23 protein-coding genes are annotated in these 22,810 nt (G+C 68.9%); 7 read left to right on the plus strand and 16 right to left on the minus strand.

Going from position 1 to position 22,810, the window contains the following annotated elements:
- The 3 genes from ABZT74_RS20365 to ABZT74_RS20375 form a co-directional block, all read left to right on the plus strand.
- The coding region (locus ABZT74_RS20365) for an IS5 family transposase (protein WP_356436657.1) at positions 1-476 on the plus strand (476 nt) is incomplete at its 5' end.
- A gap of 332 nt (positions 477-808) precedes the next feature.
- Positions 809-1,117, plus strand: coding sequence for a hypothetical protein (locus ABZT74_RS20370; protein ID WP_356436660.1), 309 nt, complete (start codon positions 809-811; stop codon positions 1,115-1,117).
- 279 nt (positions 1,118-1,396) lie between these two features.
- Positions 1,397-1,630 carry a hypothetical protein gene (locus tag ABZT74_RS20375; protein WP_356436663.1) on the plus strand — a complete coding sequence of 78 codons (234 nt, stop codon included), beginning with the start codon at positions 1,397-1,399 and terminating at the stop codon, positions 1,628-1,630.
- A 131-nt stretch (positions 1,631-1,761) separates the two neighbouring features.
- Here ABZT74_RS20375 and ABZT74_RS20380 read toward each other — a convergent pair whose 3' ends face one another.
- Positions 1,762-2,394 carry a hypothetical protein gene (locus tag ABZT74_RS20380; RefSeq protein WP_356436666.1) on the minus strand — a complete coding sequence of 211 codons (633 nt, stop codon included), beginning with the start codon at positions 2,392-2,394 and terminating at the stop codon, positions 1,762-1,764.
- Between the two features lie 226 nt (positions 2,395-2,620).
- Between ABZT74_RS20380 and ABZT74_RS20385 the strand changes: the two genes are divergently transcribed.
- The gene (locus tag ABZT74_RS20385) at positions 2,621-3,877 is read left to right on the plus strand and encodes a beta-propeller fold lactonase family protein (protein ID WP_356436669.1); all 1,257 of its coding nucleotides are present in this window, start codon (positions 2,621-2,623) and stop codon (positions 3,875-3,877) included.
- A gap of 382 nt (positions 3,878-4,259) precedes the next feature.
- Here ABZT74_RS20385 and ABZT74_RS20390 read toward each other — a convergent pair whose 3' ends face one another.
- The 5 genes from ABZT74_RS20390 to ABZT74_RS20410 all read right to left on the minus strand — a co-directional run bounded on the left by ABZT74_RS20390 (position 4,260) and on the right by ABZT74_RS20410 (position 11,749).
- Entirely contained in the window at positions 4,260-4,655 is a 396-nt protein-coding gene (locus ABZT74_RS20390) for an Imm50 family immunity protein (protein ID WP_356436672.1), read from the minus strand.
- Positions 4,648-5,160, minus strand: coding sequence for an Imm50 family immunity protein (locus tag ABZT74_RS20395; protein ID WP_356436675.1), 513 nt, complete (start codon positions 5,158-5,160; stop codon positions 4,648-4,650). The genes ABZT74_RS20390 and ABZT74_RS20395 overlap by 8 nt, the downstream gene beginning before the upstream one ends.
- A 150-nt stretch (positions 5,161-5,310) precedes the next feature.
- On the minus strand, positions 5,311-7,284 hold the full coding sequence (locus ABZT74_RS20400; protein ID WP_356436678.1) for an FHA domain-containing protein: 1,974 nt from the start codon (positions 7,282-7,284) through the stop codon (positions 5,311-5,313).
- Between the two features lie 248 nt (positions 7,285-7,532).
- Positions 7,533-9,251 carry a protein kinase gene (locus ABZT74_RS20405; protein WP_356436681.1) on the minus strand — a complete coding sequence of 573 codons (1,719 nt, stop codon included), beginning with the start codon at positions 9,249-9,251 and terminating at the stop codon, positions 7,533-7,535.
- Between the two features lie 893 nt (positions 9,252-10,144).
- Positions 10,145-11,749 carry a serine/threonine-protein kinase gene (locus tag ABZT74_RS20410; RefSeq protein ID WP_356436685.1) on the minus strand — a complete coding sequence of 535 codons (1,605 nt, stop codon included), beginning with the start codon at positions 11,747-11,749 and terminating at the stop codon, positions 10,145-10,147.
- Between the two features lie 387 nt (positions 11,750-12,136).
- Here ABZT74_RS20410 and ABZT74_RS20415 point away from each other — a divergent pair, with 387 nt between their 5' ends.
- From ABZT74_RS20415 to ABZT74_RS20425, 3 genes are all read left to right on the plus strand, one after another.
- Complete coding sequence (locus tag ABZT74_RS20415; protein WP_356436689.1) at positions 12,137-13,294, plus strand: agmatine deiminase family protein; 1,158 nt, start codon at positions 12,137-12,139, stop codon at positions 13,292-13,294.
- Between the two features lie 163 nt (positions 13,295-13,457).
- Entirely contained in the window at positions 13,458-13,979 is a 522-nt protein-coding gene (locus ABZT74_RS20420; protein WP_356436692.1) for a DUF4436 family protein, read from the plus strand.
- A gap of 34 nt (positions 13,980-14,013) precedes the next feature.
- The gene (locus ABZT74_RS20425; protein ID WP_356437078.1) at positions 14,014-14,217 is read left to right on the plus strand and encodes a hypothetical protein; all 204 of its coding nucleotides are present in this window, start codon (positions 14,014-14,016) and stop codon (positions 14,215-14,217) included.
- On the opposite strand, the gene ABZT74_RS20430 is transcribed toward ABZT74_RS20425, so the two are convergent.
- From ABZT74_RS20430 to ABZT74_RS20475, 10 genes are all read right to left on the minus strand, one after another.
- The gene (locus tag ABZT74_RS20430; RefSeq protein WP_356436695.1) at positions 14,160-14,348 is read right to left on the minus strand and encodes an agmatine deiminase family protein; all 189 of its coding nucleotides are present in this window, start codon (positions 14,346-14,348) and stop codon (positions 14,160-14,162) included. The two genes, ABZT74_RS20425 and ABZT74_RS20430, sit on opposite strands and share 58 nt — an antisense overlap.
- Before the next feature lie 183 nt (positions 14,349-14,531).
- Positions 14,532-14,672 carry an agmatine deiminase family protein gene (locus ABZT74_RS20435; protein WP_356436698.1) on the minus strand — a complete coding sequence of 47 codons (141 nt, stop codon included), beginning with the start codon at positions 14,670-14,672 and terminating at the stop codon, positions 14,532-14,534.
- A gap of 32 nt (positions 14,673-14,704) precedes the next feature.
- On the minus strand, positions 14,705-15,097 hold the full coding sequence (locus tag ABZT74_RS20440) for a hypothetical protein (RefSeq protein WP_356436701.1): 393 nt from the start codon (positions 15,095-15,097) through the stop codon (positions 14,705-14,707).
- A gap of 94 nt (positions 15,098-15,191) precedes the next feature.
- Positions 15,192-16,337: an agmatine deiminase family protein gene (locus tag ABZT74_RS20445; RefSeq protein ID WP_356436704.1), complete on the minus strand. Its 1,146-nt coding sequence runs from the start codon at positions 16,335-16,337 to the stop codon at positions 15,192-15,194.
- A gap of 107 nt (positions 16,338-16,444) precedes the next feature.
- Complete coding sequence (locus ABZT74_RS20450) at positions 16,445-17,242, minus strand: ABC transporter ATP-binding protein (protein WP_356436707.1); 798 nt, start codon at positions 17,240-17,242, stop codon at positions 16,445-16,447.
- Entirely contained in the window at positions 17,235-18,254 is a 1,020-nt protein-coding gene (locus ABZT74_RS20455) for an ABC transporter ATP-binding protein (RefSeq protein WP_356436710.1), read from the minus strand. Before ABZT74_RS20455 ends, ABZT74_RS20450 begins: the two co-directional genes overlap by 8 nt.
- The gene (locus ABZT74_RS20460; RefSeq protein WP_356436713.1) at positions 18,251-19,105 is read right to left on the minus strand and encodes an ABC transporter permease; all 855 of its coding nucleotides are present in this window, start codon (positions 19,103-19,105) and stop codon (positions 18,251-18,253) included. Before ABZT74_RS20460 ends, ABZT74_RS20455 begins: the two co-directional genes overlap by 4 nt.
- Positions 19,102-20,061, minus strand: coding sequence for an ABC transporter permease (locus ABZT74_RS20465; RefSeq protein ID WP_356436716.1), 960 nt, complete (start codon positions 20,059-20,061; stop codon positions 19,102-19,104). Before ABZT74_RS20465 ends, ABZT74_RS20460 begins: the two co-directional genes overlap by 4 nt.
- The gene (locus ABZT74_RS20470) at positions 20,058-21,716 is read right to left on the minus strand and encodes an ABC transporter substrate-binding protein (protein WP_356436719.1); all 1,659 of its coding nucleotides are present in this window, start codon (positions 21,714-21,716) and stop codon (positions 20,058-20,060) included. Before ABZT74_RS20470 ends, ABZT74_RS20465 begins: the two co-directional genes overlap by 4 nt.
- A 76-nt stretch (positions 21,717-21,792) precedes the next feature.
- Positions 21,793-22,806 (minus strand): agmatine deiminase family protein, encoded by a 1,014-nt coding sequence (locus ABZT74_RS20475; RefSeq protein WP_356436722.1) that lies wholly within the window; start codon positions 22,804-22,806, stop codon positions 21,793-21,795.
- Positions 22,807-22,810: the final 4 nt, after the last annotated feature.

Consider the following 22,810-nt stretch of genomic DNA (forward strand, 5'->3'; position numbering starts at 1 on the left):
TCGGACGCTCACGCGGCGGACTGACCACCAAGGTCCACCTCGCGGCCGATGGCCGCTGCCGGCCCCTCGCGTTCGCCCTCACGCCGGGCCAGGCCGGCGACGCGCCAGCGTTCGAGCAGGTCATGGCTCGAATCCGGGTGCCCCGGCCGGTGGGCAGACCACGGTCGACACCGGCCGCGGTCCTGGCGGACAAGGCGTACTCATCCCGTGCCATCCGCCGCCACCTGCATCGACGCGGCATCCGCGCAGTGATCCCGCAGCCCGCCGACCAGGCCGCCAACCGCAAGCGGCTCGGCCGACTCGGCGGCCGCCCACCCGCCTTCGACCGCGAGGCCTACAAACAGCGGAACACCGTCGAGCGCTGCATCAACAAGCTCAAGCAGTGGCCCGGCCTGGCCACCCGTTACGACAAGACCGCCACCATCTACCTCGCCGGACTCCACCTCGCCGCCATCTTCATCTGGTCCGCAAGGTGATCCAAAGGAAACGACCTAGCAGCCTCGTCGCCGTCACCGCCCGCACCAACCGGTCCAAGGCCGACCAGGACCCGGCCGACTGGCTCACTTCGCTGCTGTATGCCCGCAGTACGTACGCCGCGGACTGGGTCGCGACGAAACTACGGTGGAAACTGTCCCTGGACCACCGCGAGCGGACGGCGCCCGCCGACATCGCCGCGGGGTGCAGGCAGAAGACCGTCAGCTACGAGGCGGCTCCATAGCTCACGAGGCATCAGATGCCGTATTCCGTCCTCGCTCCGTCCTTCCGATCTTCGTTCTGATGACCCCGGGCCGGTACTACAGTGCGCGCCGTGGAGATACCCGACTACATACCCCACTGGTGGGTCTGGATCATGCTCGGCCTTGCGGCACTGCAGGCCATCGGCCTTGTTCCCATCACTGGCCGGCTGCGTGCCTCGGACGCCGCCGAGCGCTCTGAGGCGCGTTTGGACCTGCTGGATGCCGTGGGCGCACTGCTGTTCTTCGGTGGCTTCGTGCTGGGCCAGGTAGTGGCGGCGTCCTGGTTCTGGCTCAGTGTGGTCGGCTCCGTACTCGCGACGGCCGGATATGCGGCGAAGGGCGTTCGCATGGTGCGGGCCCGGCGTCGTCCCACCGGCTGACGCTAGCCGGTCCGAGTACTCCAGCCGTCGTTCGTGATCTCGATCGTGAGGGGTGCCTCGGAGGCAGCCGGCAGCGTCGATCATCTCGACGAGACCGACCACCCTGTCGCGGGCATCCGTTCCTTCTGCGCCTTACCCGAGTCCACCGAGACCGAGGGGCGTTCCCTATCTCGCCGAGCTTCACGGAGGTGAGCGGGGGGTGCCGCTATGTGTTTGGTCAAGGTCGGAGACCAGTAGGTTCAGGTGGTCGAGGTTGGGGGCCGAGCCGTAGGGGTGTGTATGGGCAATAGTCCGGTCACGATCGAGCTCACGGCTGATGAGGCGCTGGTGCTTTCGCATTGGCTGGAGAGGCTCCAGATGACGGACCTCAGTCACGTTGTCGACGATCAGGCCGTCTGGGCACCGATCCATCGGATTGCCGGGACGCTGGACAAAGCGCTGCCTGAACTGTTCGCGTCTGACCATGACCAGCAGCTTGAGGCGGCTCGTCGGCGGCTGCGGCCGGAGGACTGACGGATCGGTCTGACCTCCTCATCTGGCTGCGGCGGGTTGAGGTTCGTAGAAGGTTCCGTCGCGGAGCATGGCGGGGGACATCTGACGCCGCCGAAGCCGCGTCAATGACGACCAGCGCACAAGCGCCGCGCTCAGCTTCGTTGGCGGCGTGAAGGCGTACCGCCCGTGCCGGTGGGTCCGCTGTCCGCCGTTCCCCAGGTGAGCAGCGCGAAGCCCAGGGCGAAGCCGAGCATCGTCCAGACACCGCGCGGCCAGAAGATGTGGCTGTCCACGAATGACCAGCCGGCGGCGAGGAGCACGACCGTGCCGGGCAGGATCCGGACGCCGTGCTTGGGGAACAGCGCGAGCGCCGTGGCGGCGATGGCGCCGATGAGGGCGTAGGCGCCGACCTGCCCGAGGACCTCTCCGGTGTCGTACAGCGGGCGCTTGACCGGTCCGAGGATCGCTGTCGGGCCGACGTGCTCGACGGCGGTCCCCGCCGCTATGCCGGCGACCGCGTCGAGACCGGTGTAGAAGGCCGCGTAGGCGAAGGCACCCGCCCAGGCCACCACCGTGGCGAAGCCCACCAGGCTGCGTCGGGGCCGATGCCACAGCGGCACCAGGAGTCCGACCGTGAGCAGCGGGAAGACCGGCAGGAGCGCAATGTGCAGCTGGGTCCAGTCCGAGGCCGTCGCGCGGGACAGCCCGTGCGGATGAGAGATCCCCGCCACGGCCAGTACCAGTGGGGCGGCGGTGACGAGAGCGGTGTTTCGTAGGGTCAACACGCCTGTGATGGTAGGCGTGTTGATGGAGTCGAGCACGGCGCGTAAGGGTTCCGTAAGACATCTGCCGTGGCGCTCGCTGTCACGTCGCTCCGCCCAGGGAACGGTCTTACGAGAGTCTGACGAGACCACAGTTCCCTGTCGTCACACGGCTCCCGCCGTCCACTCTGGTGCGGTCCACAGCCCGTGGACCGCACCGCAGCGACACACCACAGGACGGGAAGCGCCCATGCACAGCACCCCCGAGAACCATGGCCGTACGAGCCGACCCGCCGCCGGCCAGGGCGGTCACCGGGCGAAGTCCAGGACACGCCGCATCGTGATCGGCGGCGGGGCTCTGGCCGCCGCGGCGGCTGCCACGGTGGCCGTGACCGCGGCCTCGGCCAGTCAGAACTCCGGGAGCGGGGCCGCCAGGGCCGACCACGCCGTCTTCGTCCAGGGCAACGAGCTGGGCGGCAACACCGTCCATGTGTTCGCTCGTGGCGACGACGGCACGTTGAGCGCCTCGGGGACCTACGCGACCGGAGGCAAGGGCGGTGACCAGGTCGACGCCCCGACCGACTCGCTCGCCTCCCAGGGATCACTCGTCTACGACGACGCCTCGGGGATGCTGCTGGCCGTCAACGCGGGGAGCGGCACGGTGACATCCTTCCGAGTCGAGGGAAGGCAGCTCAAGGACCGTCGCGTCGTGAGCTCCGGCGGCAAGTTCCCTGCCTCCATAGCCGTGCACGGCAGGGTCGCGTACGTCATGAACGCGGGCGGACAGGGGAGCATCCGGGGGTTCGAGATCACCGGCGAGGGGCTGCGGCCGCTGCCAGGGTCCTACCGCTCCCTGGGCCTGCACAACAAGGACATCCCCCTGTTCTCCAGTTCTCCGGGCCAGGTCTCGTTCACTCCGGACGGACGCAACCTGGTCGTCACCACCAAGTCCGCCAACACCGTCGAGGTCTTCCCCATGAAGGGAAACGGCCTGCCGGCCGTCGACGCACCCGTCGTCAACAAGTCGGCCGGCGGCGTCCCGTTCGCGATCACCTTCGACGCGACCGGGAAGCGAATGCTGGTCGCCGAGGCCGCGAAATCCACGGTCACCACCTACAAGGTGCGAGGTGACGGCACCCTGAAGGTCCTCCAGAAGCCCTTGCCCAACGGCCAGGAGGTCCTGTGCTGGCTCGAACGCGCGGGTGACCACTTCTACGGCGGCAACACCGGCAACTCCACCGTCACCGGGTACCGCATGGACCGGCACGGCCGACTCTCCCTGACCAACGACGTGGGCATCGCTACACCGCCCTCGGCCAAGTCGCAGGGAGTGATCGACCTCGCCGTGACCAAGGACGAGCGGTTCGTCTACGTCCAGAACGCCGCCTCCGGAACCGTCGACGGCTTCCGCGTCAAGGCCGACGGCTCACTCACCAAGGTCACGACAGCCACCGAGGGCCTGTCCGCCTTCGGCGAGTCCGGCATGGAAGGCATCGTCGCCGTCTGATCCACAGCGGCTCCCGCATCAAAAGAGGACCGCACCGGACAGAACGCCGAGGCGAACCCGCGTGGCGAAACCTGCACGCCGCCTGGGCGGGACTGGTGGGCAACGGAGAGCTTGGGCCCTCGCGCGGCGCGGCTTGCCATGTAAAGCGGTCGGATCCCTCGTCACAGGGGGGCGATGCGGCTGTGGGGAGCTTGGTGGGCGCGCCGGTCGGGCAGGGGGCCGCCAAGCAGTACGAGGCGGGTCGCGCGGTGGCGCCATTTTGGTCTTGGTGTCGATGACCTCCAGTGTTGTTCCATGCCGGGGCTCTTGCCGAACATTCGTGGCCTTCACCTCGTGCGTGAAGCTCCCGGCGTACCAATCCGCTCTTGACCGGCGAGTGATGTCACTGCGACCGGCTCCTCAGGCGTCCGACCAGGGAGTCAGCGCGGATCTCCGTGGCCTCGAAGGACACGCGCTTCCCCTGGCCGGCGAGCACGACCGTGTTCCCTGCGAGGGTGGCGGTGGTCGTGAGCCAGCCGGACCAGCCGTCCACCTCGAGGTTCTTCACGCCGATGCAGACCAGGACGAACTCGACCGCGTTGTGCCCGCGCGCCTGCCACAAATCCGCGGCGGCGTCCGGGACGGCGAAGGCGGAGAACCTCAAGGTTACCGAAACTGCGCGTTCGTCGATGAGAACGGAGCTCAGATCGTAGGTACTCAGCGGTGGCGGGGGTGAGCCGAGAACGTCGCGGACCGTCTCGGGATTGGTCACCTCGGCAGACCAGTCGTGGTCACTCATAGAACGTCTTCGCGGTCGTGGGAGGCAGTACCTGGTGTAGACGCTGGTCAACGCGGCTCTCGAACCAGCGCTGAGCGGTATCGGGGTCCGCGTCGATGGAGCGATAGGCATTGAGATGGCCAGCCTTGAGCGCGGCCAAGGCGGTGAAGTCCAACGAGAATCCCGCTCCGTGCACCGTGACCCTGATCCGGCGTTCGTGGACCTGGACGAGAGGGCTGAGTCCGACGTCGACCACGGTGCGGTCGGGAACGCCCCGCATCCTCAGGTCCTCGCCCACGGCCAAGAATTCAATCTGGGCCTCGAACCGGTCGCAGGCCGCCTCGGTCCACGTCAGTGGGGCGCGGTCCGGAAAGCGCGCCAGCTCCACCCGCAACTTCACGCCGGGGCCGTAGGGGCTCAGGTGGACCGACCTGAGGACCAAGTGCTCCAAGGGCGGCAGTTCGGCATAGAGCGCGGTCAGCCGCTCGGAGTGGACCAAGAGTTGCGACCATGTGACGGCCGGCATTGATGGGCTCCCCTACTCTGGGCATCTCGCGCCCGGCGAGGCTGACCCGATCATCGTCTGAGGGGCGGCCGGAGAACTGGAGGTACGGGGGTTCGCCGCTCGAGCGGCGGCCCGCCCAGGGGATGGCTGGCGCCCATGACAGTTGCCGGTTCACGAGGATGCGACCGCCGGACCCGCGTTGTGCGGCTTGAGAAACCTGGCCTCCTGAGGCACGTGCGCCAGCGGATCGGTGCGAGGGTCCGTGCGGGGGTCGGCGGGGCGGGGAACGAAGACGGGGACCTCCGACTGGTAGAAGATGTCGATGTCGGCCTCCTCACCGCTGACGATCAGGGTGTCCCATGCCCCGCTCTCCTGGAGCGTGCGCAGCGTCTCCGGGGCGAGCGTGGCGAGGTGAGCGCGCAGCACGTCGTCGGTCGGCATGCCCGGCAGGCGGGAGGCCAGCCGTTCGCGGATGGCGACCATACGGTCGAACAGCGGGTCGAGGTCGGAGCGTTGCGCCTCGGAGCCGTCGTCCGGCTCCATGCTGGCGGCGACGATGTCCTTGATGGCGCGGGTGGCCCCCTCGTCGTCGGTGGCCACCATCGCGTTCCACGCACGAGACTTGTGTCGGTACTGAAGCATCGACATGGCCGCCTCGTGCCGGATGAAGTCGGCGTCGCGCAGCGGTCGGTCCTGCCAGACCCGGCTGAGGGAGCGAGCGAGTGAAGTGGCTGACGCCAGACCGCTGTTGAGGCCGCGGCCGGGCCAGAAGTGGATGGCATTCGCCGCGTCGCCCAACAGGAAGCCGAAGGTTCCGGGGGTCTTCGCGGTGGGCCGGCTGAGTTGAGCGGTGAAGCGCGGGCGCTGCACCATGTCGAGCCGGAACGAGGTGACCGCCGACAGGTCGTCCTCGGGTACGCCGAACATCTTCAGACCCTCAAGGATCCGCTTCCACAGCGGCGAACCTTGGAGCAGGGCGGGCAGGAACAGGGTGCCGTGCGTGGGGCAGACGAACTCGTTGTGCTCGCCCCTGGCCATGACGCAGGGGCGGGCGGCGATGCACTCCTCGAAGACCTTGCGGACCGGATCGATACCGATCACGTCCTCGGCCTCCTCGCGAGTGAGCCGCATGTTCAGGAATCCCTCGCCGCGCAGCGAGTTGAGCAGGAAACGGTTCTGAGACACGGTGAGCAGGACGCTCATGGGGTCCGGCAGCGTAGACTTGACGCGCAGCCCCAGAACGACGTCCCGCAGGTGCTCACCGTCGAGGGAGTAGATCGAGGCGTCGGCCGCCCCGAAGCGGTCGGCGAAGTGTTCGCGAGTGCGGGAACGGCCGCCTTCGGCGATGACGAGGACGTGGTGCTGGGCGAGCCGATGCTGCTGCTCCTCCGCATCGAAGCGTTTGGGGACCAGCTTGATGGCCTCGCGCTTATTGGCCAGTTCCAGCAACTGGTCCTCGATGTAGGCGATGCGGATGTTGCGCGGTGGACGGCCGTCCACCGAGTCCGGTCCGACGGGCCACATCTCCGAGTAGCCGCCTGTATCGTCGAACAGCGCCGAGCGGACCTCCTCGGACAGGGCCAGGTACTGGCGGCTCTGCACCGTCACCACCTGCTGGCGCCGGACGTTGCCGTGCCGCTCGTCCTTCCAGACGACGGTGGAGCCCTCCCTGCGCCACCGCGCCTCGTACACGGTGATCTGCACACGTCCTGAGAGTTGCTCTTCCAGCGCCAAGGCGAAGGCCAGGCCGACCGGTCCCCCACCAGTGACCGTGACGCGCAGGGTGCCGGAGGCAGCGCTCGGCTCAATGTGCGGGGAGTTGAGCAGGGAGAGGTCGATGACCGTCTCCATCGCTTCTTGCGCCTCGTAGAGAAAGGTCTCGTCGCCTATTCGTATGCAGTCGTTGGGGCGTAGCACGTGCCGTGTGACGCGTTCGTCGTTGACGTACGTGCCGTTGCGGCTGTCCCGGTCGTACAGGACGAACCCGGCATCCTCCTTGAGGATCTCGGCGTGCAGGCGCGAGGCGTTGGCGCTCACGAGCACGATGCCGTTGTCGCCCTTGCGGCCGAGGGTCAGGGGTGCGCCGTCCAGAACCACACTCTGCCCGGTGAAGGGACCCGTACGTCCCACGATGATCGACGACACCTGCGAACTCCTTGATGAACGGCATTCGGGAACAACGGCTGTTGCGAGGACGGGCCGCATGTCGCGGCGGGTCAGGTGAAAGGGTGAACCATCCCGGGACATACACGCGGTTGTGCCCTCCCGCGGTTCAACCGGTGCCTGAACGCCTAGCTGGAGCGGTCGAATCCGGCCGCTCTGTCCTTGGTGTCGATTTGGCGCGGGCCCACCGGGACGGCGGAAGTCGCGTGTCCCGGCGTGCGGTTCGCTGTCTACTCGCACGTCACCGAGAAGGGGACCGTGTTCGAGGTGGCCCCCGGTGGGCCCTTGACCTCCACGCCGATCTCGCTGGTGAAGGTACCGGCCCTGGAGTACGCGGTCAGCCGTACAACGTCCTGCCCTGTGCGGTCGCCGCCGCTCGGGAAGGTGAGGGTGCGCCACTCGCGGTCGATGACCGAATCGTCCTTGGACACCCACCGGTAGGTGATTTTGGCCGGTACCTTGTCCACGGCGAATGTCGCCGTGAAGGTGGGCGCCTGGTCGGCCGGCGGTGAGCACGCCCCCCTGTACGTCGTGTTCACGCCCGTCACCGTTGCGCGGACCTGCTGCGAGGTCGCGGTGTCCTGCTCGGCCTGACTCGGCGAGGAACCGGTGCCGGCCGTCGCGCTCGCGCCCGTGGCCTTGTCGTCGCCTCCGTTGTCGTGGCCGTGATGGACCAGTGCGTAGCTCAGTCCGGCGATGAGCACGGCACACGCGACGGCGCCGGCGGTCACGGTCGCGGTGCGTCGCCGGCGGGGCGGGACATCGGAGCGCGGCGGCTCGAATGGGACGGGCGGGCCGAACGTACCCGACGGTGCGGTGACGGCGGGTGCTGGGACTCCCGCAGGTCGGGGTGCCGCCGCCGCAGAGACTGTCGGCAAGGGCGGAGCCGGCTGGTACGACTCAGTGGGCTGAGCAGGCACTGCGCCGGTCGTGGCATGTGCCGCGCCCGCGTCACCCACCGTCGAGCCGTCACCAACGGTGGTGCTGTCAGCTGTTGTTGGGCCATCCAGGTCGTTCGCCGTCGGAGCGTCCAGGTCGGCCCGCGTGGGTGCTTCCGCTACGACCGCCGTACCCGGTGACGGCGCCGGAGTCGCCTGGGGCGTTTCGCCTGCAGCGATCGACCGCAGGTCTCGCTCGGCCTGCTCGGCGGTCATGCGCTCGGTGGGCTCCTTGCGCAGAAGCCCCTCGATGACCGGGGTGAGCGGCCCGGCCCGGTGCGGTGTCGGGAGTTCGTCGTCGACGATCGCGCGCAGAGTGCTGAGCGGCGTGTCCTGACGGAAGGGGGAGAGCCCCTCCACGGCCGCGTAGAGCAGAACGCCGAGCGACCACAGGTCCGACCCGGGGCCCGGAGCGCGACCCAGGGCGCGCTCGGGCGGAAGGTATTCGGGGGAGCCCACGACCTCACCGGTCAGAGTCAGCGAGGACTCGCCCTCGACCATGGCGATGCCGAAGTCGGTGAGCACGACGCTGCCGTCGTCGCCGAGCAACACGTTGGCGGGCTTCACGTCGCGGTGCAGCACACCTTCGCCGTGCGCGGCGCGCAGTGCTGACAGGACCTCCGCCGCGATGTGGGCCGCCCGCTTGGGGGTCAGAGGGCCACCGGCGCGCAGCAGATCTCCCAGCGAGCGTCCCCTCACGAGTTCCATGACGATCCAGGGGCGGCCGTCGTCGGTGGCGACGTCGAACACGGTCACCACGTTGCGGCTGGGGATGCCGGCGGCGGCCCAGGCCTCGCGTTCCAGCCGGGTGTACATCCTCTCGATGCGCGCGGCGGACAGCCCGGCAGGGGCACGCACCTCTTTGACGGCGACGTCCCGGTGCAGCCTCTCGTCGCGCGCACGCCACACCGTCCCCATACCGCCCTCGCCGAGGCGCGACAGCAGCAGATAGCGGCCCGCGATCCTCCGCTCCTGCTCCGGGGACTTCTGTACGGCCTCCACGTCACGCATTTGGATGGCTCTCCCTCTCCTCATGCGGCGGCCGGAATGATCGCCGATGTCAGCCTCGCGGCGCAGTCGCGTCGCGCCGTTCGCCGCGCTCGACAGCGAGCACGCTGCGGCTGGCGGCGTCCCCCTGAGCCGAACCGCGACCACCGACCAGGTGCGGATACATGATGTCGTACTTCCGTGATCCGTCGTCGTGGCCCCCGCCCGTTCACCGTCAACGTGCCGCTCCTCTGGCAGAGTTCCGATTGAGGCGACCTGCTCGGGGTGCGTCCGGACGGCGTCAGTAAACTCTTTGCCCTGGCCGAGGAGTGCGGGAGTCCACCGCGTGATGGGTGACCTGTCGCGAGGGTGGGGACGACGCGAACTGGTCCGGGCCCGAGCCCAAGACCGTGGCCGACCTGGACGACGACGTGCAGCCGCTCCGACTCACGCACCACAACTGGGGCGGCAAGTTCTCGCCCTACAACTGTCGATCATCCGCATGGATGGGGCTCCCAAGAGCCGCGTCCTGTGGTGGTGTTCGCCCTATGGCCGGGACGCAAGTTTCCGCCCCTGGTTGTCATCTGCGCCCCGCCGGTGCGCGGATGGTCCCTGCGCGAAGACGGGCATCATCTACTCCCCGCGCGTGCGGGGATGGGATGGCCCCTACCTCGAACGTCGGGCTAACCGGAGCCAGGAATGCGGCGCTCAGCTCGTCCACCCACCGGATCATTTCCCCCGCACCGGCCACGGTGTGGAGCGCTACCTGCTGCAGTTCTGGCCTGCCTCATCATGAACCGACTGCGGTGGGAGCAGCCCCGGTACCGGGGCTGCTCCCACCGCAGCGCAGATCGGTGGATGCGATCACCGCATCACGCATGCGCCCGACGTAGAGTGACGGCGCCCCGCTACCTGCGTCAGCCCCTCTTGTCGTGGCGGCTGACGACCACGGTGACGGGCCCTTCGTCCGGATCGGCCTCGATCAGCCGCACGATGACGATGCTCTTCTCATCCGGGCTCCGCACACAGAAGGGACGCTCGTCAACCAGGTCATCGAGCGGGAGCGTGGTCACCGGTTCCGTCTCGATGCCTCGTATGCAGTCGGCGGGGCTCAGCACGTATCCGGCAGCGACAAAGGCATCGCTGTCTTTCGGAAAGACGAATTCGCCGTCGGCCACCGCCAGATACCAAGCGGCGGTTTCGGCCGGGGCGACCTTGCCGGCCGTTAGATCGAATTCGTAGTCGGAGTCTGGGGCGGTGAGTTCGGCATCAGAGTAGTCCGGCACGTACATGGGCCGATTCGGAGGCGCTGAGGGGGACGGGCGCGGCGAGGTCGACGGCGGCCGGGACGAGGGGATCTGTGGTCGTCCGGAGGCGTCCAAGGAGTCTCCTGCCGCGGCCTTACGGTGGTCCAGAAAGTAGTAGGCCGTGCCTGCGGAGGCCACGAGCAACGCGGCCGTGAGCGCTGTCAGGACCCGTCGTCGCGGACGTCGGCGGGCACGTCGCGGGGTGGGGTCGGCCTGGTCGCCGCTGTCGACAGCTTGTGGAACACCGGCCGGGACCGTCGGAGTCGGCATGGCGCGCGTCGGCTCGGCGTGGACCTGTTGCGGTGCCTGATACGCCGCGACCTCGCGGCTGACACCGCGAGGAAGCCAGCCGTCGGTGAATTCCAGATGCCCTCCAAGGGCGGGATGGGCACGCACGGCGTGGATCAGTTCATGCGGCGCGGGTCGGCCCCCAGGATGTTTCGCCAGGCAGCACCGCAGCGTCTGAACCAGGTCCGGGGGGACCCGGGACAGGTCGGGCTCCTCGTGGACCACCCGGTACAGCGCGGCGGACTCGGGACCGCCCCCGAAGGGGAGCACCCCACTGGCCACGTACGCGGCCAGTACGCCGAGCGCGAAGACGTCCGTCGCCGGGGTCGCCGGCTGGCCCGTCACCTGTTCCGGTGCCATGTAGGCGGCGGTTCCTATACGCAGTCCCGTGCCGGTCAGGCCGGTGGCGTCGGCCGCGCGGGCGATGCCGAAGTCGATGACGCGCGGGCCGTCCCCGGCGATCAGCACATTGGCCGGCTTGAGGTCCCGGTGCACGACTCCCGCCCCATGGATGGCCTGCAACGCCTCCGCGATGCCTGCCACGAGCAGCAGCGTTGTGCGCACCGGCAGCGGACCGTGGCGCTCCACCACCTGTTGCAGGGAAAGGCCAGGCACGTAGGTGGTGGCCAGCCACGGCGTCGGCGCGTCCGCCCCGGAGTCCACCACTTGCGCGGTGAACAGGCCGTGGATGCTCCCTGCACTGGCGACTTCGTCGGCGAAGCGCCTTCGGAACTCCGGATCTGCCGCGAATTCGTCCCGCACCACCTTCAGGGCGATGGGCCGCCCGCCCGGCGTATGAGCCAAGTACACGACCCCCATTCCGCCGGCGCCGAGCCTGGCGTGAAGGCGGTAGCCGCCGATCTCACGGGGGTCGCCGGCCAGGAGCGGGGCACGGGCGGACTGTACCCCGGGAGGCTGAGTGGACATGCGGGGACTTCTTTCGGCGAGAGGGGGCGCGGAGCCGGACAGGCCGCCTGCCGACGCCATGCGATGTGGCGCGGCGACCGCAGGCCGCCTCGGGGACGATCGTGCCGTCTACTGAAGTTTCAGTCAATGTGCCAGGGAGATCCAGGATCAAACGCAGCGCGGATCGGCGCGAGCGTGACACGACCTGCAGCTCTACCCCCTGGAATACATCGCCCACCGTCATGCGCGCGGGGTGCACCCTGCTACACCCCTCTTTCTCTTTGACTGAATTTTCAGTTTGTGCCACAGTCGAGGAAACGATCGGATCCGTCGTCACCGTCATGCTCGCCATGCGGCCCGCTCTGCCGACGGATAACTTGACCCCCACCACGATCATCGGAGCTCGCTGTGTCTCCTCTGTCTCCCACCCGCCGTACAGCCCTCCGCACGCTCACCGGAATCGGTGCCGTCATCTTCGGCGCCTCGGCCTGCGGCCCCGGCGACGAAGCGGAGGGGGCCGCGAGCAACCTCGGCGACCGGGACACAGCGACGAAGGGGCTTCGTATGGGTGCCGAGTGGGAGAGCCACGCACGTACCTTCATGTCGTGGCCCGCGCTGCAGTCGGTGTGGGGCGAGGACCTCCCCTATGTGCGCGAGGACATCGCCCGCGTCGCCCGTGCCATCGGGCAGTACGAGTACGTCGTGATGATGGCCAGGCCCGACCAGCAGAAGGCCGCCCAGAAGGCGTGCGGGCGCGATGTCGAGGTCATCCCGCTGGAGGTCGACGACCTGTGGGCCCGCGACACCGTGCCGGTCTTCGTGGAGGACGACGGCAAGGTCACCGGCGTCGACCTCAACTTCAGCGGCTGGGGCAACAAACAGGTGCACACCAACGACGCCCGCGTCGGCACCACTCTCCTGGCGAAGTACGGCACCCCGCGCCGGAAGGCCCCCTTCGTCGCCGAGGGCGGCTCATTCGAAACCGACGGCGAGGGCACCCTCCTCATCACCGAGAGCTCGATCGTCAACGACAACCGCAACCCCGGAAAGAGCCGGGACCAGATCGAAGCCGAGATCAAGCACACCCTGGGCATCGAGAAGGTGATCTGGCTGGCCGGCGTGCGCGGCGAGGACATCACGGACGCGCACGTGGACAGCCTCGTACGCTTCACGGCACCCGGCGTCGTCCTCCTCGACGCGGCTCACCCCGACACTCCCCCGGACTCCTGGTCGCGCTCGTCCGACCAGGCGAGGGCCGTGCTCAGTAAGGCCACCGACGCCAAGGGCCGGCCGTTCGAGATCATCGATCTCCCGCAGCCCGACCTGTACGAGATCACAGGCGAGGGCGACGACTTCGTGTCGACGTACGCCAACTTCTACGTCGCCAACGACTCCGTGTTCATGCCCAAGTTCGGGGACCGCAAGGCCGACAAGCGCGCCAAGAGCATCCTGCAGGAGCACTTCCCCAAGCGCGACATCGTTCAGGTCCAGATCGACACCATCGCCTCCGGTGGCGGCGGCATCCACTGCTCCACGCACGACGAACCCGGCAAGCCGGTCGACTGACCCCGGCGCACCCCCAGGGAACGGCTGTGGTCACGCTGCGAGGATTACCACTTTCCCGGGCAGACTTCTGACCGTCGGGCTGGTGCTGCTCGCTCTCGCGGGCGCCGACTCGTCGGGATCTGACTCCAGGTCGGTGAGCGGCAGGCCCTGGACACCCGCTACCGTGCGGGCGCTTCGGCGCCTGACCCACGTGGACATCGCGGCGTCGGTCCAGCGCGTCGACGCCGCGGGCCGGGAACTGGTCCTGCGCGTCCTGGTCACCCCGCGCGGGAACCTGTCGGAGGCGGGCGGTATCTCCCCTACGGAGACCCTCACGCTGCAGACCTCCGCCTCGGTCCGTGGCGATCTCAAGTTCCACGCCCACAGCCGGATCGCGACCGTGGACGTGCCGGTCGCCCTCACAGCGGGGTCCATCACGGGCTACCCCTTCAACGCCTACGACGCGGCACTGGAGTTCGGTCCCGTGGAGGGCGGCGAGGCCGTACCCGTCCGCATGACCCTGACCAACAACGACGCGCTGTTCGCGGCCACCGTCGACGCCTACGAGAACGGCGGTGCCGCGGTGTTCGACGTCGACCTCGACCGTTCCACCAGCGTCCTGACCTTCGCCCTGTTCATGATGGCCGCCATGTGGGCGCTCGCCCTCGCCGTCCTCGCCGTCCTCGCCGTCCTCGTCAGCGCGTGAGTTATTGCTCAGCCGCCGCAAGGGCCTGACCTGGTTGGCTCTCGGCTGGATGGCCGCCACGCTGTTCGCGCTCGCGGCCTTCCGCAACCGTCCGAAACGACCCCGGGATCACCATGAATGCCATGGAGACAGCCAGGACCGCCCGGGTCTCGAAGGCGAGATCCGGGCGGGTTGCGTTGCTCAGGGGTTGGGCTCCTGCATCGTGACGCAGTGGGCGCTACCGCCGCCAGTGCCGTAGAGCTTGTCGAGGTTGAGCTGGACGACGGGTCTGCCGTAGGCGGCTGCGATCGCCGTCTTGGCCGCCGCGCCCTTGGCGGTGTCACCGAACGTGGTGGTGATCACCGCCTGGTTGGTCACCGTCCAGTTCATGCAGGAGCTGAGGAAGTGGCTTCTGCCGGCCCGCGGGGATCCTGGGCAGCGTGTCCGGTCCTTCGATGGTGAGGACGTGCGGTCGACGTCCGCTGGCATCGGTCGCGTTCACCAGTACGTCGTGGATGGCCTGGGCGTTGCGGGTCGAGGCGTCCGGCCGCACGTTGCCGGCCAGTTGCACCATCACGACGCCGGGCTTGATGTAGCGGCGGTTCCGTCGATGTGGCCGTCGGTGACGTCGTCCCCGGTGACGCCGGGCAGCCAGATCATCTTCGAGGCGCCGAACCGGGAGAGCAGCACCGCCTCGATCTGATCGCGGGTCATGCCGGGATTGCGCCTGTCGTTCACCCAGCAGCTCACGTCGCCATCAGGGTGCCGTCGCCGTCGTACCATACGCCGCCGCCTTCGCCGACCACCGTCGCCACCGGGGCGGCCAGCAGGTAGCAAAGCTCGTTGGGGATGCCCGTGAGCGTGTTCATTGCCTGTCCGGACAGCAGGGCCTCGGAGGCGTGTAGGCCCCGTAGTTGACCAGAGCGAACACCCACCCGATTAGCGCGGCGCCCCGGTATCCGAACTGCGTCCACGACTGGTCCAGTTGTGCCGAAGAGCGAGCCGAGGACGGTGGCGGTCACCGTCCAGACGAGCGAGGCCCCCATGGAGAAGGTCACGTCGCCGGTCGCCAGGCCGGTGAGGTTGAGGCTGCCGACGAACCAGATGGCGCCGACGTTCGAGGGTTTGCCGTGTCGCACCTCGGGTGCGCTCACCTTGGGGAACTGACCGAAATTCCAGTCAATGCACAGGCCGTGGGCATTGACTGGAATTTCAGATGGCCTGGTCCGACGGTCAGGCGACCGGCTGCTGCTGGGTGACGCAGTGGATACCGCCGCCTCCGGTGCCGAGGCTGTCGATGTTGAGCTGCTCGATCGTGCGGCCGGGGTAGAGGCGGGCCAGGGTCGCCTTCGCGGCCTGGTCCGCTGCCGTGTCACCGAACTGGCCGGAGATGACGGCGCCGTTGCAGACGTAGTAGTTGGCGTAGGAGGCGAGGAAGTTCTGGTTGGTGGAGCGGATCTTGTTGTAGTCGGGACCCTGGAGCTTTGCCACCGTCATCGCGGTGCCGGCGGCGGTCTTCGACGTGGACAGGACCTGGTACTGCTGGCGTGCGTCCTTCGAGAACGCGTCGGTGTCGGACGCCAGAGGCATCTGGACGAGCGCCTTGCCGGGGGCGAGGAAGCGGGACGTGGCGTCGACGTGGTCGTCGGTGATGTCCTTGCCCCTGACGCCGTCGAACCAGATGACCTTCGTGGCGCCGTACGCGTCGCACAACGCGGTTTCCAGCGTGCTCTGTGAATCCCCGGGGTTGCGGTTGCTGTTGACCAGACTGCTGCGGGTGGCCATCAGGGTCCCTGCGCCGTCCTGTTCGATGGCGCCGCCCTCGCCGACCAGGTCGGCGGAGGTGAACGGCGCGCCCGCGTAGGCGGCGATCCGTCCGGCGACGAGGGCGTCCCTGGCGTGGGTCTGCTTGTTGCCCCAGCCGTTGAAGTTGAGTCCCACGGCGTCCAGGCCGCCGGAGCCATCGGTGCGGAAGACGGGGCCTGTGTCGCGCATCCAGCAGTCGTCGACCGCGATGGAGTCGATCACGGTGACCGTGGAGCCGCACATCGAGCGGGCCTTGGCGGCGCCGGCGGAGTTGGCGCACATCACAACCGGTTCGTATTTCGCGATCGTGCGGGCGATCAGGGCGATGTTGGCCTGGACGCCGCGCAGGTCGCTGCCCCAGATCGCGGTGCGGTCCGGCCAGGCCATCCACGTACGGGTGTGCTCGGCGTCTTCGGCCGGGACCGTGAAGGTGCCCGTGGCCTCGGCGGGGCCGGCCAGTGCCCGGGCGGTCGTGGCGACGGCGGCGCCGACGGCGGTCAGTCCGGCCGCGGCGAGGAATCCGCGCCGGTTCAGGCCCGGGCGCGTGTGGCGGCCGGTGGTGTGGTCGTTCATGGTGGACCTCCTGTTTCAACTGGGTTGCGCAGTGGGTTCGTTGGCGGGCACACGCAGGCAAGCGCCCGCCCCCGGAGGGGAGAGGGTGAGGCCGTCGTCAGGGAGCGTCAGAGTGCCCGGCGGGCGGCGGCGATCGCCTCGGGGTCCCAGCCTGGGCGGGGCACGGAGTCCAAGAGGAGCCGTGTGTAGGGGTGTTGTGGTGCGGAGAGCACCTCGGCTGTGGGCCCTGCCTCGACGACGCGGCCGTGGCGCATGACGATGACCTCGTCGGTGACGCACCGGACCACGCCGAGGTCGTGGGTGATGAACAGGTAGCCGATCCGGGTCTCCTCCCGGATGTCGGCGAGCAGGTTGAGGATCTGCGCCTGGACGGAGACGTCGAGCGCGGCGACCGCCTCGTCGAGGACGAGGACGGCCGGTTCGACGGCGAGGGCGCGGGCGATGGCGACGCGCTGGCGCTGGCCGCCGGAGAGCTGCCGCGGTCGTGCGTCGGCGGCGCGGGTGCCCAGGCCGACATGGTCGAGGAGTTCGCGGATGCGCCGGTCGTGGCCGGTGCCCGGGAAGTGCAGGCGCAGAGTCTCGCGCAGGACGTCTTCGACGCTGGTCCGGGGATCGAGGGAGAGGTACGGGTCCTGGAAGACCATCTGGACCTCGCGGGCCCGTGCCAGACGCTGGACCCGGCCGCGGCTTCGCGTGTCGCGTTCCCTGCCGCGTACGAGGACTTGGCCGGCGTCGGCGCGCTCCAGTCCGACGATGATCCGGGCGGTGGTGGTCTTGCCGGACCCGGATTCCCCGACGATGCCGAGGGAACCGCCCTCGGGGAGGGCGAACGATACGTCGTCGACGGCGCGGACGTCGCCGAAGGCGCGGTGGAGATCGACGGCCTCCAGTACGGGCTCAGGCATCGACGGGGCTCCCTTCGAGCCGATCGGAGTGGTGGCAGGCGGCCTGGTGGTGGGGCCGGCCCGGTGCCTGCAGCGCCTCGGGAGCCTGCTGGTCGCAGATCTCCGTGGCCAGCGAGCACCGGGCGGCGAACGCGCAGCCCTGCAACTCCTGCCTCAGGTCGGGAGGTTGGCCGTCGATAGCGGCAAGCCGTCCTACGGGGGCTTCCAAGCGCGGGGTGGAGGCGAGCAACAATGCGGTGTAGGGGTGTCGGGGCTGCGCGAAGAGGACCTGCGCGGGGCCGCTCTCCGCGATCCGCCCGGCGTACATGACGTAGACGCGGTCGCTGATGGCGGCGGCGAGGTCGAGGTCGTGGGTGACGAAGAGCAGGCCTGTGTCGAAGCGTTCGCGCAGTTCGGCCAGCAGGGAGATGACCTCTGCCTGCGTGGTGACATCGAGCGCCGTGGTCGGCTCGTCGGCGAGCAGGAGCGCCGGGTCACCCATCAGCGCGGCCGCGATCATGACACGTTGCAGCATGCCGCCGGAGACCTGACCGGGGTACTTGCGCAGCGCGGAGGCGTCCAGGCCGACAGCCTGGAGGAGTTCGGTGGCTCGGGCGGTGGCCTCCGTCCGGCTCATGCTCCGAGTCAGGGTCACGCTCTCGATGAGGAAGTCACCGATGCGGCGTAGGGGGTTGAGGGCGGCGCGGGGGTCCTGGAAGATCATGGCCACGGACTTGGTGCGCAGCCCGCGCAGCTGGTCGGCGTTCATGGTGAGGACGTCCTGGCCTCCCACGAGCACGGCGCCCTCGACGGTGGCGCCGGGCGGCAGCAGGTTCAGGGCGCTGCGCGAGGTGAGCGTCTTCCCGGACCCGGACTCGCCTACGAGGGCGACGGTCTCGCCGGCGCCGACGTGCAGGTCGACGCCGTCGAGGACCGGGCGGGCGGTGCCGGGCAGGCTGATCCGCAGCCCTTGGATGTCGAGTGTGTACGTGGACGTGGTCGCGTCCACCGCATTCATGGGGTCCTCGTTCATGGGGTCCTCCTGGCGACGCGGTCGGCCCAGCGTTCGCCCACCACGTTGAAGGCGACGACGGTCAGCACGATGAACACGCAGGGCCAGATCGCCGACAGCGGGTAGCCGTGCTGGATGGCGGTCTGGCCGTCGAAGACCATGCGGCCCCAGTCCGGGGTGAGTGCGGGGATGCCGAGGCCGAGGAAGGACAGGCCGGCGAGGTCCATGAGGGCGTATCCGAAGTTGATGGTGGACTGGGCGAGGACGACGGGGGCGATGTTGGGCAGGATGTGGCGCAGACAGATCTGGAGCGCCGAATGGCCTTGGACCTGGTAGGCGTCCACGTAGGGGCGTTTGCGTTCGGCCAGGACGAGGGAGCGGGTGAGCCGGCTGACGTAGGGCAGGTAGGCGATGGAGAGGGCGACGACGGGAGCCATCAGCCCTTCTCCGTAGACCGCGGTGATCAGGACCGCCAGGAGCAGTCCAGGGAACGCGAAGACCAGCTCGGTGCTGCGCGACAGGACCGAGTCGAGCCAGCCGCCGCGCCAGCCCGCCGACATACCGACCGCGACACCGGCGAGCGTGGAGAAGACCACGACCCCGAGCGGTCCGAGCAGCGAGGTGCGGGCGCCGAGCAGGAGCCGGGAGAGGGTGTCGCGCCCGGCGGCGTCGACGCCGAACCAGTGCTCCGCGCCGGGAGCGGCCATCGCGTTGCCGAGGTCGACCGCATTGGGGTCGTAGGGCGCAATCCATGGGGCGAGGAGCGCGGCGGTGGTGACCAGGGCGACGAAGACGAGGCAGGCCAGATACAGCGGGGACCCGGCAGTGCGGATCCTGGAGAGGCCGGGGCGGCGGGTCAGGACGGCGGTCATACGGAGGTACTCCTCGTTCCGAGGGCGATCCGCGGGTCGACCAGGGGCAGCAGTAGGTCGACGATCAGGTTCACGGCCATGAAGAGAGCGACGACGATCAGGGAGATGGCCTGAACGGTCGGGAAGTCCTTGGTGGTGGTGGACAGCTCCAGGAGCTGGCCGATGCCGCCGATGCTGAAGGCGGTCTCCACGAGGATGGTGCAGATCAGGAGGGTGGAGACGATCAGCCCGCCGGTGGTGAGGATGGTGCCCAGGGAGTTGCGGAAGACGTGGCGGCTGATGACCTGGCGTTCGGGGACACCGCGGCTGCGGGCGACGGTGACATGCTCGCTGCCGAGGGCTTCGAGCATGGTGGAGCGGGTCACCCGGCCCAGCATGCCGATCAGATAGAGCGCGAGAGCGATCGCGGGGAGCGTCAGGTGCCAGAGTTTGTCGGCGAAGCCGTCACCGGCACCGCTGCTGGGGAACCAGCCCAGCTTCACGGCGAACAGGCCCTGCAGCAGCACGGCGGCGACGAAGGACGGCGTCCCGACGGCGAGCGTGGTGCCGATCAGGATGGTGGAATCCGTGCCACCGCCGCGCACGGCGGCGATCCAGCCCAGTGCCAGACCGATCACGACGACCACGACCAGCGCCATCACGACGAGCAGCAGTGTGGTGGGGAGGCGGTCGGCCAACAACCGTGAGACGTCGGTGCGGTAGGTGATGGACCGCCCGAAGTCTCCCTGCACGATGTCCCCGAGCCAGCGGAAGTACCGGACGAAGAACGGGTCGTCCAGGTGGTACTGGGCTCTGACCGCGGCGAGGGCCTGTGGTGAGGCCGAGCGGCCCGAGAGGAGGAAGCTGGCCGGGTCGCCCGGCGCCAGGTACAGGGCACCGAACACCACGAACGAGGCACCGAGCAGGGTGGTCGCCATCTCCGCCAGGCGACGTACGGCGAACCTCAGGAAGTTCACTTCGCGGCCCCCACATCGGCGGCCCACGGGTAGTACATGTACGAGATGGAGGTGGGGGCGCCGGTGATCCTCTTGTTGAGGAAGATCGACGTGGGCCACTCGGCGACCGGTATCCACAGCACCTTGTCGGCGGCCTGCTTCTGCAGTTCGGCCTCGATCCTCATCCGCGGTTCCCGCGGGTAGACGGCGGTGGCCCGGGCGACTAGCTCGTCGTAGCCCTTTTCGCTGTAGCCGGCGAAGTTCAGGTAGGCGCCGGTCCTGAAGTTCGCCAGGAGGTCGAGCGGGTCGCTGATGTTGTAGTACGAGGTGTACGGGAACAGGTCGATGCCCTCGCGTGCCTTGGGATCGGTGAACAGGGCCGTGAAGGCGTTCGGGGCGATGGTCTTGAGTCGGATGTTCAGGCCGATCTGGGTGCCGGCCGCCTGGAGCGCGGTGGCGAGGAGGGAGACGTCCTGGCCGATGGGGCTGGTGGCCACGGTCAGGGTCTTGCCGGTGGCACCGGCCTCCCTGATCAACGCCTTGGCCCTGCCGATGTCCGGCTTCGCGGGCGGCAGCCCACCGAGGGCGGCCTTGCGGGTCGGCTCCGAGGCCGCGTCCCAGACGGCTCGGGGGGTGATCGAACCGGTGCTGGTGCCCGCACCGCCGAGCCCGGCCTTGACGAACCCGGAGCGGTCCAGGGCCAGGGACAGCGCGCGGCGTACGCGGACGTCGCCGAGCGGGCCCTGCATGTTGGTGACGTTGACGTTGACCGTGGTCAGACCCTCACCGAAGTACAGGGAGCCCACGCCGCTGTCACGCAGGTGGCCATAGCTCTCGGTGGGGATCAGGTAGCCGCCGTCGGCCTCCCCGCTGAGCATGGCATTGGTGCGTGCGGAGGGATCGGTCAGGAATCGGAACACGGCCTTCTCGGACTTGGCCTTCCTCCCCCAGTAGCCGTCGAAGCGGTCGAGCTCGATCGACTGCCCCTTGTTCCAGGCGCCGAGCTTGAACGGCCCGGTGCAGGCGAGGCCCCCGGAGGTTCCGTAGTCCTTGCCCGCCTCCTCGACGCCGGCCTTGGAGGCGACCACGCCCGCGGCGGTCGCCATGTACTGCGGGAACTGGGAGTCGGGCCTCTTGAGCTCGACGGTGACCTGGAGCGGTCCGGTCTTCCGTATGGAGGCGACGTTCTGGAAGACCTCGGCCCAGGCCGCCGCGTTCTTGGGGTCCATCTGGCGGCCGAGGCTGTAGACCACGTCGTCGGCCGTCATCTCCTTGCCGTTGTGGAACCGCACCCCGGCGCGCAGATCGTAGACCCAGGTCCTGGGGTCGGGGTTGGACGCCTTCTTCGCCAGGCCGGGCTCCATGGTGAGCCCCGGTGTCCAGCGCATCAGGCTCTCGCACACGTTGGACAGGATGGTGTTCTGCGGGTAGTCGAACGCCGCCGTGTAGTCGAGGGTGGGCGGTTCCGCGTAGACGGCCCAGGTGAACGAGGTGATCTCGCCGCGGGCCTTGGGCGTGGAGGCCGACAGCTTGAACTCGCTGGCGGTGCCGGAGTCCTTGGGCGGTCCCGAGCAGGCCGCGAGGGTGGCGAGGCAGGTGAGGGCGGCCGCCGTCACGGCCATCCGTCCACGTCTGCCGGGCGGACCTGTCCTGCCGAGGAGTTGGGGTGGGGTCATCGTCGCGCTCTCATTCCGGGGGGCGAGGGCCGGCGGACCGCCGAGAGCAGTCCGCCGAGAGCAGTCCGTACTCGATTCAGGCGGTGGTGACCACGGCGGGGACCTGCTGGGTGATGCAGTGGACACCGCCGCCACCGAAAGCGATCACGGGCGCCCGCACCCCGACGACCTTGCGCCCGGGATACGCGTCGGCGATGACCGCGAGGGCAGCGTCGTCCTGGGGGACGCCGGCCACGGGGGCGACGACGCCGCCGTTGGCCACGTAGTAGTTCAGGTAGGACACCTCGATCTCGCCCTCGGCCATGTCGACGAACGCGGTCTGCGGGAGGTCGACGATCTCGAACGACCGGCCCCGGGCGTCGGTGGTTGCCTCCAGTACCGCTCGGTTGGCACGCATCCGCGCGTAGTCGGGGTGGTCCGGGTCGTCGGGCAGCGAGACGACGACCTTGCCGGGAGCCGCGAAGGCGCAGACGCCGTCCACGTGCCCGTCGGTCTCCGTGTCCAGCAGACCGCCGTACGGGAGCCAGACAACCTTGTCGACGCCGAGCTGGGACTTCAGCTCGGTCTCGATCTCGTTCCGCTTGAGCCCCGGGTTCCTGTTGGGGTGCATCAGGCACTGCTCGGTGGTGATCAGCGTGCCCTCGCCGTCGACGGTGATCGCCCCGCCCTCCAAGATCATGTCGGAGGCGATGCGCTCGACGCCGAGGTGGTCGAGCAGCAGGGCGCTCACCCGGTCGTCGGCGTCGTACGGGTGGTGCTTGCGGCCCCAGGCGTTGAAGCGGAAGTCCACTCCGGCGCGGTTGCCGTCACCGTCGAGCACGAAGAGCGGGGCGGAGTCACGGAACCACGAGTCGTCCTGCGCCAGCTCCACGACGGTGACCTCGTCGCCGCACCTGGTCCGGGCGTCGTCTCCGTGGCCGGGCGGCGCGACCATGGTCACCGGCTCGAACTCGGCGATCGCGCGGGCGACGTTCGCGTACTCCTCCTTGACGTCGTCAAGGACGCTGCTCCACAGGTCCTCACGGACGGGCCAGGCCATCAGGCACCCCTCGTGTTCGGACCATTCGGCAGGCATACGGAATGCAGTCATCACG

Origin of the sequence: Streptomyces sp. NPDC005302 (assembly GCF_040607345.1) — a bacterium.
In the GTDB taxonomy this organism is placed as follows: Bacteria; Actinomycetota; Actinomycetes; order Streptomycetales; family Streptomycetaceae; genus Streptomyces.